The sequence below is a fragment of the Lactonifactor sp. BIOML-A5 genome (assembly GCF_009677585.1).
Lineage (GTDB): Bacteria > Bacillota > Clostridia > Lachnospirales > Lachnospiraceae > Lactonifactor.
Genome location: NZ_WKYV01000005.1, coordinates 167,364 through 180,780, shown reverse-complemented (window position 1 = coordinate 180,780; position 13,417 = coordinate 167,364). Strand labels below are relative to the sequence as shown.

Annotated in this window: 12 protein-coding genes and 1 tRNA gene; 3 read left to right on the top strand and 10 right to left on the bottom strand. The window is 45.1% G+C overall.

The features are described 5' to 3' along the window. The 5 genes from GKG41_RS05555 to GKG41_RS05535 all read right to left on the bottom strand — a co-directional run bounded on the left by GKG41_RS05555 (position 1) and on the right by GKG41_RS05535 (position 3,852). On the bottom strand, positions 1-588 hold the full coding sequence (locus tag GKG41_RS05555; protein ID WP_226902447.1) for a class I SAM-dependent methyltransferase: 588 nt from the start codon (positions 586-588) through the stop codon (positions 1-3). Between the two features lie 177 nt (positions 589-765). Continuing rightward, a complete protein-coding gene (locus GKG41_RS05550; protein ID WP_154257568.1) occupies positions 766-1,605 on the bottom strand; it encodes a S1-like domain-containing RNA-binding protein in 840 nt (279 codons plus the stop codon). A gap of 71 nt (positions 1,606-1,676) precedes the next feature. Beyond that, positions 1,677-2,405: an acyl-ACP thioesterase domain-containing protein gene (locus GKG41_RS05545; protein ID WP_154257567.1), complete on the bottom strand. Its 729-nt coding sequence runs from the start codon at positions 2,403-2,405 to the stop codon at positions 1,677-1,679. 122 nt (positions 2,406-2,527) lie between these two features. Then, positions 2,528-2,599 (bottom strand) — tRNA-Gln (locus tag GKG41_RS05540). Between the two features lie 77 nt (positions 2,600-2,676). Further along, the gene (locus tag GKG41_RS05535) at positions 2,677-3,852 is read right to left on the bottom strand and encodes a cation diffusion facilitator family transporter (RefSeq protein ID WP_154257566.1); all 1,176 of its coding nucleotides are present in this window, start codon (positions 3,850-3,852) and stop codon (positions 2,677-2,679) included. A gap of 126 nt (positions 3,853-3,978) precedes the next feature. Between GKG41_RS05535 and GKG41_RS05530 the strand changes: the two genes are divergently transcribed. Beyond that, entirely contained in the window at positions 3,979-4,563 is a 585-nt protein-coding gene (locus GKG41_RS05530; RefSeq protein ID WP_154257565.1) for a M15 family metallopeptidase, read from the top strand. Between the two features lie 121 nt (positions 4,564-4,684). Beyond that, positions 4,685-6,148, top strand: a complete 1,464-nt coding sequence (locus GKG41_RS05525) for a nicotinate phosphoribosyltransferase (protein WP_154257564.1) — start codon at positions 4,685-4,687, stop codon at positions 6,146-6,148. 49 nt (positions 6,149-6,197) lie between these two features. Here GKG41_RS05525 and GKG41_RS05520 read toward each other — a convergent pair whose 3' ends face one another. The 3 genes from GKG41_RS05520 to GKG41_RS05510 form a co-directional block, all read right to left on the bottom strand. Beyond that, entirely contained in the window at positions 6,198-7,124 is a 927-nt protein-coding gene (locus tag GKG41_RS05520) for a membrane dipeptidase (protein WP_154257563.1), read from the bottom strand. A 116-nt stretch (positions 7,125-7,240) separates the two neighbouring features. Continuing rightward, entirely contained in the window at positions 7,241-8,887 is a 1,647-nt protein-coding gene (locus tag GKG41_RS05515) for a M56 family metallopeptidase (RefSeq protein WP_154257562.1), read from the bottom strand. A 3-nt stretch (positions 8,888-8,890) separates the two neighbouring features. Then, positions 8,891-9,277 (bottom strand): BlaI/MecI/CopY family transcriptional regulator, encoded by a 387-nt coding sequence (locus tag GKG41_RS05510; protein ID WP_154257561.1) that lies wholly within the window; start codon positions 9,275-9,277, stop codon positions 8,891-8,893. Positions 9,278-9,562: 285 nt separating this feature from the next. Here GKG41_RS05510 and spoVT point away from each other — a divergent pair, with 285 nt between their 5' ends. Then, a complete protein-coding gene (gene spoVT / locus GKG41_RS05505; protein ID WP_154257560.1) occupies positions 9,563-10,105 on the top strand; it encodes a stage V sporulation protein T in 543 nt (180 codons plus the stop codon). Between the two features lie 577 nt (positions 10,106-10,682). On the opposite strand, the gene GKG41_RS05500 is transcribed toward spoVT, so the two are convergent. Both GKG41_RS05500 and GKG41_RS05495 read right to left on the bottom strand, forming a co-directional pair. Beyond that, positions 10,683-12,161: a sodium:solute symporter family protein gene (locus tag GKG41_RS05500; RefSeq protein WP_154257559.1), complete on the bottom strand. Its 1,479-nt coding sequence runs from the start codon at positions 12,159-12,161 to the stop codon at positions 10,683-10,685. Between the two features lie 151 nt (positions 12,162-12,312). Then, on the bottom strand, positions 12,313-13,032 hold the full coding sequence (locus tag GKG41_RS05495) for a haloacid dehalogenase type II (RefSeq protein ID WP_154257558.1): 720 nt from the start codon (positions 13,030-13,032) through the stop codon (positions 12,313-12,315). Between the last annotated feature and the right edge of the window lie 385 nt (positions 13,033-13,417).

The window sequence follows — 13,417 nt, the reverse complement described above, 5'->3', positions numbered from 1 at the left end:
TTACTCCGTTTTGCGAAGCAATACATTGAACCATTCATTGCCTTCGCTCTCTTTGCGGATATCCTCTGTAATCCAGATATCCATTAATTCCACATTACGCAGGCTCTCAACCAAATCCTCCAGGGTTCTCTTAGAGTAATCACAGAAATATCTCCCGTTATACTGCCCGTCCCTGTCTCCTTTCCGCACCGAAAAATACATGATTCCTCCCTCTTTCAGGGAACGTATCACCTTTTTCATAGCCTTCTTCACTTCCTTCGGCGTAAAATGTCCGATAACGGCACAGGCCCAGACACCGTCAAAGACGTCATCAAAGTCCATGTCCTCAAGCCTTAAATTCAGTACTTCCTTTCCTGTATGGATACTGGCCAGTTTGCACATCTCTGCAGAAGCGTCCATTGGAGTTACTGAGATTCCTTCTTCTTCCATATAAAGGGTGTCACGTCCGGAACCGCAGCCCAGGTCCAGTACCTCCGCATTCTCAGGGAGCAGTTCTATAAAGGGCTTCAGCATCTCTTCCATACTTAAGTCTACTGTTTTCTCAAAATAAGGTATCGCGTATCGGTCATAATAGTCAATCGAGTCCACGTAATTTCCTCCTTTAAAAATTCAACTGTTATTTCAGTTACTTACCTATGATGGGCTGTCCGATCAGGAAGCAAAAATCCATGATCGCCATTCACCGCTCGCCAAAAGTGAGCAAAACTCCCCATGGCTCGCTAACGCTCATTATATCATAACTTGTCCCTCGCGTGAAGATTGATCTTACAGTTTATAGATCCTGCCGCCCTCGATCTTTACCTTTTTTTCCTTCAGCAGATGGCCAACTGCCCGCTTAAACGCATTTTTGCTCAGGCCGAATTCTCTCTGGATCACCTCCGGTGCCGCCTTGTCATCAAAAGGCAGTACCCCGGCGAATTCTTCAATCACCTGAAGAACATTTACCGCATCCTCGTCAATCTGGATATATGCCTTCTGTTTTGTGCTGAGATCCAGCTTCCCATCTTCCTTCACATTGGTCACACGGCAGGAGAGAACATCTCCAACCTTATATTCTCCCTGTGCTTCCCTCTTGGGAATCAGACCAGAATATTGATTGTCCACAGCCACAAACACTCCGAAATTATCACTGATTTCATAGACCCTTCCCGTCACCTCATCCCCGATAATATAGGGGGAATTCTTTTTCAGGTAATGATAAACCTTCATAGTAGCACAGAGGCGGTCGCTCTTATCCGCGTACAGGGCCACCAGGCACTCCTGGCCCTCGTGCACACGTTTCGTCTGCTCCTTAAAAGGAAGAAACAGATCCTTCTCCAGCCCCCAGTCCAGAAAAGCGCCGATCTTGCCAACAGCAGCCACCTTCAGCACCGCCAGCTGGCCAAGCTCCGCCACCGGCTCCCGTATGGTGGCAATCAGCCGGTCCGAAGAGTCCTTATAGATAAAGACCGTAAGAACATCCCCTTCCCCGGTTCCCTCGGGTACCTGCTTTTTGGGAAGCAATACCCTTTCCTTCTCCCCGGCGCCAGTCTTTTCTCCAAGATATACCCCAAAGTCAACGATTTTAACAACTGTCAATTCCTGTTTTTTACCTAACTGAATCATTTTTACTCCTTCGCTTTCTCCAAACAAATATCAAAAGGGACAGGTCAGTCCGATTTTGGGACGTGTTCTTTCTAGAAAGAACACGTCCCCTTTTGGGTCCCCTGAAACTCAACTATCACATATACTTCTCCCTGCTCATCGCACAGGGCTACGGTATACACTCCATCTATAGCATGTACCCTGGGACTTATCATATCTCCCAGCACTGCCTGCTTTTTATATTCTGCCCGCATCTGACGGATGGTGAAGTCCTCAGGCACCCACTCCATTGCCATCTGTACATACTGGCCGTTGTTCACATGGTGATTCGTATCCAGATGATGGGCCCGTACCGGAAATGCCTCCTGTATCCGACTGTCCAAAGGAAGCTTGATTTTCCTGGGGGCATAGTTCATATCCAGCTTTTCCTCCAATTGATAGCCTTCGATCTGCTCTGGGGCTACCAGAGCCGGTGAATTTGTCTCCAGATCCATGTATGCCCAGAGGGAATTGGCGTAGGCCGCCATCTGCCCTTCCCCGTCTGTGAGGGTGAAGTTCCTGCTCCCCAGAAATTTTCTGAAATCATAGGGCCAGGTGCTTACCGTTACTTTTTCACACAGTGAGGGATATCTGTCGATGACAATCTGCCAGGATGACAAAAGCCATACCTTCTTATGTTCTGCCAGATAGTCGATTCCTAATCCCACATCTTCTGAATGGAAGGTGCTGCAGTCCTGAAAATAATTTAATATGGCGTTTAACGTAATCCTTCTGTCCTCTCCCACCTCGCTGTATCGAATCCTGCTGTCAAATGAATACATGCTGCTCCTTCCTTTCTTCTTAGCCCCATCAGCCTCCCTGGGGCATAATACATCCAAACCTTTCGGTAAATTTCTCTGTACCAAAAAATAAAGTCCCAAGTAAGACTTGGGACTTTCATAAGCTGGGCTACAAGGATTCGAACCTTGAAATGACGGAGTCAGAGTCCGTTGCCTTACCATTTGGCGATAGCCCAATTTCGCGACAAAATGAATTATACAATATAACGTATTTAAATGCAAGTACTTTTTTGAATTTTTTTTATTTTTTTTATTATGTACCCACAAACCCCTGATCCACCGTGATCACGAACTGGTACCGTCTGTCTTTTTCCTGCATCATTCGAATAACCTTATCTAATAATTCTTCCTGCCCCTTTTTGTCGTAATCAAAGGGAACCACAAGATCAAAGATAAGATTAATTTGTCTCTTGCCCTTCACCATCCTGAAATCATGCATGTTCAGCCGTTCGTCAATACTCTGCAGGACCTCTTCCAGCTCCTGTTTTGATTTCAGCACTTCTTCATCCCTGACTTCGATAGGATCCATATGAATCACTAAAAATATCCCCAGTTCTCTGGCCACTTCCCGCTCTATCCGGTCAATAATCTCATGGGATTCCTCAATATCCGCATCCCTGGGAACCTCTGCATGGATGGAGGCCATACTTTTATTGGGTCCGTAATTATGTACGATCAGATCGTGCGTTCCCAGTATTCCATCATAAGCCTCTACCATTTCGGATATCTTCTTATATAATTCCGGATCTGCTGCCTCCCCTATCAGCGGCTCCAGTGTTTCCTTCGCAATGGATATTCCGGCCCACATAACCATCAGGGATACCAGAAGGCCCGCCGCTGCGTCTATGTTGACTCCCGCAAATCTGCAGATAAGAATGGAGATAAGGGTAGCTGATGTAGTCACCGCATCCCCCATAGAATCTGCTGATGTGGCAAGCATAACCTTAGAATTAATCCGCTTTCCCAGCTTTCTGTTAAACAGTCCCATCCACAGTTTCACCCCCACAGAAAGGACCAGAATCAAAAAGGGAACCAGCTGAAATGTTATCGCCTCCGGGTGCATAAGCTTCCCAGCACTGCTTTTGAAAAATGAAAATCCCACCTGTATTACAAGGAACGCAACTATAAAAGCTGCAATATATTCCATTCTTCCATGGCCAAAGGGATGCTCCTTATCCGCGGGTTTGCCGGCCATCTTCACCCCCACAAAGCTGATCACTGAAGATGCCGCATCCGACAGATTGTTAAATGCGTCCGCCATAACCGCAATACTGTGCATCAGCATTCCAATCAGCAGTTTTATCCCAAATAAAAGTACATTGCAGAGGATACCCACTATACTGGAAAGGATTCCATATCTGGTCCTGACCTCCTCACGTCCGATGTCCTCATAATCTTTCACAAATCTGCGCACTAAATATTCTGTCATCTTATCATCCGTCTCCTTACTCTTTCCCCCATATAGTATCGGGATTCTCTGTCTGCGTCAAGACATATTCTCCTGGCCAGGCGCATAAGATTATAATAGAACCATTTCATAAGGAGGATGGAACCCATGTCATCTTGTTCAGTACTAGTAAACCGGGAGTACCGCCTGCCTGCCTCATACATTCCAAAGAATCTGGTGGAACCCTCCATCCCCTTTGATGCACCGGCAGGGGATCCCAAGCGGCTCCTGAGAAAAGACGCGGCAAAGGCTGTGCACGCCTTGTTTCAGAGGGCAAAAAGCTGTCAGATTACCCTCTGGGGGGTCTCCGGCTACCGGCCCTACAGCCGCCAGGAGGAGCTCTATGAAGCCGCTTTAAAAAAAGCCAATCTGACCGTTGACTCTCCGCCGGAAGAATTATGTAAACTTCTTGTGGCTCCCCCGGGAGCCAGTGAGCACCAGACAGGGCTTGCCCTGGATGTCTCCTGTCCCGATGTTGCCTTTGACCTGGTAGAAGAATTTGCTGAAACCCAGGCCGGCAAATGGCTGAAAGCCTATGCCCCTCTGTACGGCTTTGTCATCCGCTATCCCAAAGGCAAAGAGGCCGTCACCGGGTACGCCTATGAACCCTGGCATATCCGATATGTATCCAAATCTTTGGCTCTTTATCTATCTCTTACAGGTCTTACCTTGGAGGAATATCACCGGATCTAAGCATCCGGTGTTTTTTTCTTCCATTTTCCCCGATTGTACTGTCAAAAATACCAAATATTTGCACGTTTTTTCTGGAATTGTGTTATAATAGCTACAAATCTTTTGAAGGAGAGCTATTGTTATGAGAGCTATGAATCTTACCTTACTGACCGACCTGTATGAATTGACTATGATGCAGGGATATTTTAAAAATCCTACCCATCAGATTGTTGTATTCGATGTCTTCTACAGAACCAATCCCTGCAAGGGCGGATACGCCATTGCCGCAGGTCTGGAGCAGGTTGTAGAATATATTAAAGACCTTCATTTTACAAGCGATGATATTGCTTATCTGAAAAGCCTGCATATCTTCGAGCAGGATTTTCTGGATTATCTGAAGGGCTTCTTTTTTTCCGGTGATATCTATGCTATCCCGGAGGGAACTGTTGTCTTCCCCCAGGAGCCGCTCCTGAAAGTCGTAGCACCTGTCATGGAAGCTCAGCTTATTGAGACTGCTATTTTAAATATTATCAATCACCAGAGTCTCATCGCTACCAAAGCTTCCAGAATCGTCTACGCTGCCAAGGGCGCAGGCATCATGGAATTCGGGCTCCGCAGGGCCCAGGGGCCGGATGCCGGAATCTTCGGCGCAAGGGCAGCCATGATCGGAGGGTGCGTGGGAACCTCCAATGTACTCACCGGCCAGATGTTTGATGTGCCGGTTCTGGGTACCCATGCGCACAGCTGGATTATGAGCTTCCCGGATGAATATACTGCATTTAAAACCTATGCGGATATGTATCCTGACGCATGTACTCTTCTGGTAGATACCTATGACACGCTGAAATCAGGTGTTCCCAACGCCATTCGGGTATTCCGGGAGATGAAGGACGCAGGGCATCCTCTGACTCACTACGGAATACGTCTGGACAGCGGAGATCTGGCCTATCTGTCCAAGGAAGCACGGAAAATGCTGGACGCCGCAGGCTTTACCCATGCTACCATCGCCGCCTCCAGCGATCTCGACGAATACCTGATCGACAGCCTGAAGACCCAGGGAGCTAAAATTGATTCCTGGGGTGTGGGGACCAACCTCATAACCTCCAGCGGGCATCCGGCCTTCGGTGGCGTGTATAAGATGGCCGCCATCCGGGATAAGGATGCCGCAGAATTCACACCCAAGATTAAGCTCTCCGAGAATACCGAAAAAGTCACCAATCCCGGAAATAAAACCATTTACAGAATCTACAGTAAAGCCACCGGGAAGATCCGAGCTGATCTCATCTGCCTGGCAGAGGAATCCTTTGATACATCCCAGGATATGATTATCTTTGATCCCATAGACACCTGGAAACGGACAAAAATCGTTGGGGGAACCTATACCCTCCGGGAACTCCTGGTACCGGTGTTCCTGAAAGGGGAGTGTGTATACCAGTCCCCCTCTGTTATGGAAATCAGGGATTACTGCAGAAAAGAACTGGATACTCTCTGGGATGAGACCCGGCGGCTTATGAACCCCTCGGAGGTATATGTAGACTTGTCGGATCGCCTGTACGAGTTAAAAAAGGCATTGTTGGAAGAAATGGGGTCTGCCTCCATAAAATAGTACATGCCGGCCTGGGGGCTGCGCTTTTATGCCAGTGCTCCAGGTCTCTTTATGCCTCTGTGCGCTTTAGAAAGGCCATAGCATTGTCAAAGTACATTTTATCTATAACAGCCTGGGAAATCCCATGGGATAACAGATACGCGGCCGCCGCTCCAAGCTTAAAAGGGGAGTTCAAATCCGGGGAGATTTCAGCTCCGTCAAAGTCGCTGCCGCAAGCAATTACATCTTCTCCCCCAAGCTCCAGCATATGGGATACATGCCGGTACACCTGATCCAGACAGCCGGATCCATCCTCCCCCAAAAAGTGTCTGTACAGGTTAACGCCCACCAGTCCCCCTCTCCTTACAATTTCCTGAAACTGCCAGTCTTTTAAGTTTCTTTTATGAGGGCACACACTCCGCAGATTAGAGTGGGTTGCAATAAAAGGGCCGTCCGTGGCACTGCACAGATCGTCAAATCCGGGATCGTTCAGGTGGGAGGCATCAATTATCATATGCACTTCTTCCATTTTTCTGATAACCTGTCTGCCAAAAGAAGTAAGCCCCCCATTGGCGCTATTCCCTGAACCTAATTCATTCTCTCCATTCCACACAAGCGTCATTATCTTTACACCCCGGCCCGCAAAATGCGAGACATTCTCTAAATCGCCGTCTAATGCCCTCCCGCTTTCAATGGAGCGGATAAGGGCACATTTACCCTTTTTAGTAAGGGCCTCTATATCAGCCGCCGACTCTGCCAGCCCGGCAATATCTCCCTGAAGCACCGCCAGTTCCTCCAGATAGTCAAGATAACGGTCCGCATAGGCTTTCCCTCCTCCTTTCGGACAGATATCCGGCACAAAGACTGCCATAGTCTGGCACAGGCATTGAAACTTATCCAGATCTGCCAGAGAAAACTGTGTGTCCCGGCAGTAAAAGTCCTCTTTCCGGTCACACAATGGAACGATTGTGTCGCAGTGCAAATCAAATAATCTCATCTTGGATTCTCCTTTATTTTACTAAGCTCTTATGTCAATGTAGTCACTCTTGGCTGCCTTATAAAGCTGTTTCGGTCCAGTAAACTCCTTTCAGGGCAGGCAGATCTATACAATTTTCACCTAATCTGCATAGAATTACTGTCCTCCTGGCTTATGCAGGTACCGTTTGTCAGACTGCTGTTAGCAGGATATGTTCCGGTGATGGTTACTGTTCCAATCAGATTAGGGTCACTGGTGTCCCAGACAATCGTAAGATTATAGTTCTGATCCTGATAAATGACTGTATTTTCATCTGTAAGAGTACCAGATGCCCCCTTGATTTCTCTATAGGATGCGTCTTCCCCGTATTCATCTTTAGGTGTCTCACTGTCATAATCTATCAAATCAAAGACAATATCTTTTTCCCTAATATCCGTTACCGTAAAAATAACGGTAGGGTCACTGCTGTTGTAATAAGAAGTTTTCCTGTTTTGGGGAAATACTACGGCATCTGGTTCTGCCGCGGCTTCCGGAGCAGATTCATCCGAGAGCTTCTCCTTAAGGGCGGCTGGCTGTTCTTTTTCCTTTTCGGTATTCTCGTTCCCCTCTGCTGTAATCACCTTTGACGGCGTCTGTTCTTCTGCAGGCTTCTTAACCGTACTGTCTTCCGGTATCCCCCGCTGTTCTGCGCTAACTGTTTCCTTTTCCTCCTCCCCCGGTCCTACAGAGCACCCCATAAGGGTGCTTCCTGAAACAAGAGACACCGCTAAAACGCAGGCAAGAACTATCCCCCTTTTTAGCTTATCCCCTACCATTAGATTAGCAACCCTGCGCTTAAACTCTGCTTTTCCATCGTGCAGGCTTGCCGTCAGATAAACTTTGCTCCCGTGTGCTTTTAACGCCGTGTGCAGCAGAAGTCTGCTGTATATATAGTGATCGTTCTTATCCCTGCCCTCCAGAACTTTACTGTCACACAAGAACTCTAAGTCCCGTTCCGCTTCTCTCACCATAAGATAGACTGCGGGATTGAACCAGTATATGATATTCACAAGCATAAGCAGTGCTTTATACCACAGATCCTTACGCCTGTAATGGCACAGTTCATGTGCATAGATCATTCTTAGTTCTTTATCTGTATAAGTATTCTCCGGCAAATATAAGCGGGCTTTGAAAATACCTGCCAGCAGAGGCCCTGTGATAAAGTTATTTTTAAAAACCCGGGGAGCATTTTTTATATGATATTCTCTGCATACAGCATCATATACTCTGAGCCTTCTGCTGTCTGTCTCAGGTGCGCTCCAGCGGTATAGTTTTTTCACAGCAAGTTGATACGAAAACACTCTGCATATTCCCACGCCCACTGCTATCAGGATCCAAACCAGGAAAAAAACATAGGAATACAATGCTCTATCCCCAAGCATCCCTCCTTCTCCGGTGGGCACAGGCTCTCCCTTACTTATCCTTGCGCTGTCCTCTGGTGTTATATCAGTCTTGTCCGCTGCTCTCTCCCCTCCGGTTAAAGCTGTATGCTCCAGTCCCAGTCCATCTGCCTCGTCCGCAGACAAACCGGCAGTTACCCCGGGCAGTGGGATCTCAACCTTCCATGGAGATATCTTTGACAAATTCACTGGTAACAGTAAATACACGGATAAGACCAGCCACATAATGTATTTCCATCGCGCGGAATATTTACTGCCAAGTACTCTGGACAGGACAAATACTGTAAGAACACAGGCAGCCGCAAATAAATTAATCTTTGCCAGATTTATCATAAAATCCATCATAAACTACTCCCCCTTCTCCAGTTCATGCAGGTATTCATCTAATTCCTTAATCTCCTCCTGCTTTAACCCCTTACCATGATAGAAAGAAGCGATAAAATTTTTTAATGAATTCCCATATAGCTTTTCAATGATAGTCCTGCTTTCCTGCTGCCTGTACGCCTCTTCCTTCACTACTGCGGTATAATAATTTAATTTTTCCTCTCTTCTGACAGCTACGAACTCTTTTTTTTCTAAGCGTGCTAAAAGGGATAAAATCGTAGTCGTGGCCAGTTTTTTCTTTTGATTAACATATTCCTCAATCTCAAGTCTTGTCATGTCCGGATGGCCGTTCCAGAGGGCAAGCATAATATCCAACTCTGAATCCGGTAACTTTTGAATTTCTTTCTTCATGCAACTCTTCCTCTCTTTCTTCTACAAATGTAGTATCTAAATATATACTACATTTGTAGAAGAAGAAAGTCAACTGTTTTCTTTTAAAAAATATATGTGGTTATAACAGGCTCAAGAAATAAGCCTTTCCGGCCTTAAAGTACTATAATTTAAGAGTTAAAGATGAATAATTTTATTAAAAGTAAAAATTAATGAATTAAGCATAATTTCCTTCATTTTACAAATAATACATTTATCTACAGATAAAAATGTAATAGAAAATATAGCATGGAGGAAGCAGATTGTATGAGAGCTACAGGGATAGTCAGAAGAATCGATGATTTAGGCCGGGTTGTAATACCGAAAGAAATAAGAAGAACATTACGGATACGGGAGAGCGATCCTCTGGAAATTTTTACGGATCGGGAAGGAGAAATCATTCTGAAGAAATATTCCCCCATCGGGGAACTGGGAGCCTTCGCTAAAGAATATGCGGAGGCATTGTCAACCACTATGGGAAGTCTGGTTTGTATTGCAGATCATGACCAGATAGTGGCGGCGGCAGGTCCCGGTGCCAAGGAATATCTGGGCAGACGAATTAATAAAGACCTGGAGGGCTTTATTGCAGAAAGAAAGTCCAGCTGTACCTCAAGCGGGAACTTTATTAAAATAGTGGAGGATGACAGTCAGTCTTATACCGGACAAACCATATACACTATAACAAGCGCGGGAGATGCCATTGGAGCCGTCCTCCTATTATGCAGGGACGGCAGCGTGAAAATGGATGAGACTGAGAAAAAAGTGGCTGCAGTAGCCGCAGGGTTTTTAGGAAGGCAGATGGAGCAGTAAGCTATTACTACATGATCGCTGTATATACTGTGTAAACGTATCGAAAAAAATTTTAGGTTAATAAACCGATATTGTCATGTAACGTTATAGAAAAATAAAATCAAATTGATGTAAAAAGCAAGAAGGTCATTATGAGGCTATGACCGCCTTGCTTTTTTATATTCACCAAAGGCTGGAATTGAAAGGAACTGGTTGGCTATAAGAAGTAAACCTCTGTTCCTTAATAAAATAAGAATTTTGCATCGGAATGTTTATTCTATTATGGTATAATTAGACAATTGGATCACGGAATTTAGTATAAAAATAGAGGACTTATCTGTTCTATATCAAGAAAAGACCTCGGCAAACAAGAATTCCAAGTTATGCTTGTAATCCTTGCTTCCGGGTATCCATTTTATTATAGGAGCCACCGCCGCCGGACGTATCAGGCGGCGGTACGGAAATTGGGGAGAGGGGGCCCCTAAGCATCAGACGTATAATTTTTACAGATAACCAAATAAATGGTCCATCTTCCCCATATCTATGTTCTTCCCGGCATTTGCCAGGTGAAATGCACACAATTTATATAATCTCTGCATTAGTCCCGCAGCTGGACAGCCTGATCCGCGTTCTGATGTATCATCCACCAGTTGACTATGAAAGCCACTGCCAGGCTGACAACGCATCCGATTCCCACAGACAGATACACACTTAACACTAGTTTCCCCACATAGACAATCAGATACGAAGAGATACCGCACACAGCAGACACAATAGCGGAAAGCTTGTGAACCTTCTTCTGGGTTACCGCCACTAGCAGGGGACCCGCCACAGCACTCAAAATCACGCCTGTCCCAATCCAGTTTAATACATTCAGGGAACTGGGCCTGTTAAATGCTATGGGGAGAGAGGCCAAACCGACCAGAACAACTGACCATTTCGCAATTGCCAGAGAGTTTTTGTCTGCTTTCTCTACATCCACCTTCTGCCCGCAGTCAATTTTATGCTGGATATAGGTCTGTCTGTATAACGTGTTCCCCAGTACAGTAGCCAGCATTACCATAACGCCGTCCGTGGTTGACATTGTCGCAGCCACCAGAACCACATTAAAAAACGCGCCGACTACAGGATGATATACCATCTTAACAAAAGTGGGCAGCGCGTCGTCAGCGTTGGCCAGTGTATCAGGAGTCAGAATTCTGGAGTACAAACCGCCCACAATAACCATACCTCCGATAAATAAGCAGAATCCGGCAAAAAGAATGAATTTTTTCAAATCACGGTTTGTCTTCAGATACTGTACTTTATTCATAAGCTGAGGATTCAAAGACCAGCAGGCATTTGAAATAAAGATTCCTGCGATTGCAACAGGTCCGGCAAACGCCGCATCTGAAGGATTAAATGTAGAGGACAGGTTGGGATCAATCTCTGTCAGCATCCTGGGAACTTCTGTAAACACGTTTCCGAACAAAACAAAGCCAGTCACTACCACTACAATAGAGACAATACACATCAGTGTTCCCTGGACGACATTTGTATAAATATGGGCATAGGTACCTCCCAGAAACAGATAAATCATAACAACAACGACACCAATCAGCACCCCTACATCATAGGGAATTCCCAGAGTGGCATTCATCAGCGTTCCAACGCCTACAAACTGGGCAGCAAGAGGGACAATATTACACAGGCAGACAATCCCGATAAGCAGACGCAGCCCCTTGCTTTGATACACATCAGCCAGCCAGTCAGGCATGGTCAGCGCATTCGTTTTGTTCGCAAGCTTCCGATAGCTTCCCGCCACCAGGGCAAGCATTAGAATAGCAGGAAACCAGTGCCCCATATGATACCACAGCAGCGACACCCCATTTTTATAAGCAAGCCCGGGCAAACCCAGAAAAGTCCCTGCGCTCATAAAGGTAGCGGCCCATGTAATCGCCACAATATAAGGGTTTACATCTCCGGAAGAGACAGCAAATGATTTCATATCCGTTGTTTTTTTCAGTCCTTTTACCCCAAGTACCCCCATTGCCACCAAATATATAAGGAATAAGATTATAAATGTAGTTTTCATCATAATGACTCTTCCCCGCCTTTCCTGTCTATAGTATTTTTTGAATACAGTCCTTGCGCAGCACCAAACACAATGATCCAGCTGATAATTTCCACAATCACCTAAATTTTAAACATATGTATCTCCTTTTCGTCTATTTCCTTCATTAATCACTTTAAGCATTCAGCAGTTCTGCCAGCGCAGTAAAGTCTTCCGCTGTATAATCAATCTTTTCTTTTCCGGCCGGTTCCTTATAGTCTGTCCCTTCGCCGTACTCCTTTGGTCTTGGCACATATATGGTTGTACACCCCGCCAGCTTAGCTCCGTCCAGATCAAAGGGATGTGCCGCCACCATAACAACCTCTTCCGGTTTTGCCCCCAGCAATTTAATTTCATCCACATACACTTCCGGGTCTGGTTTAAACTTTTGAAATAAGTCGGCAGTTGTTATAAAGTCCCAGGGCAGGTCTGCTGCTTTCTTTATGTCAACCATTAAATTAAAATCCCCGTTGGAAAAGGGCCCAATGGCATACTTTGTTTTAAGTCTGTGCAACCCTTCCAATACATCGGGCCAGGGAGACAGTCTGTGCCAGATTCGGCATAATTGTTTATAATCTGTTTCTGACAGTACCTGTAACCCTAGTTTTTCTTTTCTTTCCTCCAGATATTCCGTAAAAATAGTATCTGCCGGAACCCACTCACGCTTTCCATGGGCTATGTCAAAGGTTGCCTTAAAATATCCATCATTTCTCCATCCTATGGCGAGCGTTCCCCAGTCAATATTCAGACTGTATTTTTTATTAAGCTCTTTCCCGTGAGATACAATGGAATGGTGCCAATCCAAAACCGTTCCAAAAGTATCAAAAATAATATAGCGAATATTCGTTGTGTCCATTTTTTCTTATCTCCTCTTTTCAAACTGCATAAAATTTTATGTGATTTCTTTTACTTTGCTATTTCGTGCACTATTTATTTTTCTAAATCATTTATAAATAATTTATAATTCGGAGTATACATTTTATAAACACTTTTGTCAATATATTTCCCAATAATAACTATTTTTTATGTATATTATCCTATTATTCCCTTTTATTTTTGGTTATTATCACATATGCATTTCTTGTAATGCTTAACCATCACTCCTTCGTTTACCAATATTTATAAATATTTTATACGATTTCGAAATCATTTAAAGAAAACCTTTAAGCAACTACTTTTTTAATCGCCTTATTATTCTTTGAGTAAACCTGCACTTACCCACAGATATCGCAATTTCAGGC

Bases quoted from the DNA above. Each gene is read 5' to 3' on its own strand.
- GKG41_RS05550 (WP_154257568.1), bottom strand. From the start codon at position 1,605: ATGATTCAGTTAGGTAAAAAACAGGAATTGACAGTTGTTAAAATCGTT.
- GKG41_RS05545 (WP_154257567.1), bottom strand. From the start codon at position 2,405: ATGTATTCATTTGACAGCAGGATTCGATACAGCGAGGTGGGAGAGGAC.
- GKG41_RS05535 (WP_154257566.1), bottom strand. From the start codon at position 3,852: ATGACAGAATATTTAGTGCGCAGATTTGTGAAAGATTATGAGGACATC.
- GKG41_RS05530 (WP_154257565.1), top strand. From the start codon at position 3,979: ATGTCATCTTGTTCAGTACTAGTAAACCGGGAGTACCGCCTGCCTGCC.
- GKG41_RS05525 (WP_154257564.1), top strand. From the start codon at position 4,685: ATGAGAGCTATGAATCTTACCTTACTGACCGACCTGTATGAATTGACT.
- GKG41_RS05520 (WP_154257563.1), bottom strand. From the start codon at position 7,124: ATGAGATTATTTGATTTGCACTGCGACACAATCGTTCCATTGTGTGAC.
- GKG41_RS05515 (WP_154257562.1), bottom strand. From the start codon at position 8,887: ATGATGGATTTTATGATAAATCTGGCAAAGATTAATTTATTTGCGGCT.
- GKG41_RS05510 (WP_154257561.1), bottom strand. From the start codon at position 9,277: ATGAAGAAAGAAATTCAAAAGTTACCGGATTCAGAGTTGGATATTATG.
- spoVT (WP_154257560.1), top strand. From the start codon at position 9,563: ATGAGAGCTACAGGGATAGTCAGAAGAATCGATGATTTAGGCCGGGTT.
- GKG41_RS05500 (WP_154257559.1), bottom strand. From the start codon at position 12,161: ATGATGAAAACTACATTTATAATCTTATTCCTTATATATTTGGTGGCA.
- GKG41_RS05495 (WP_154257558.1), bottom strand. From the start codon at position 13,032: ATGGACACAACGAATATTCGCTATATTATTTTTGATACTTTTGGAACG.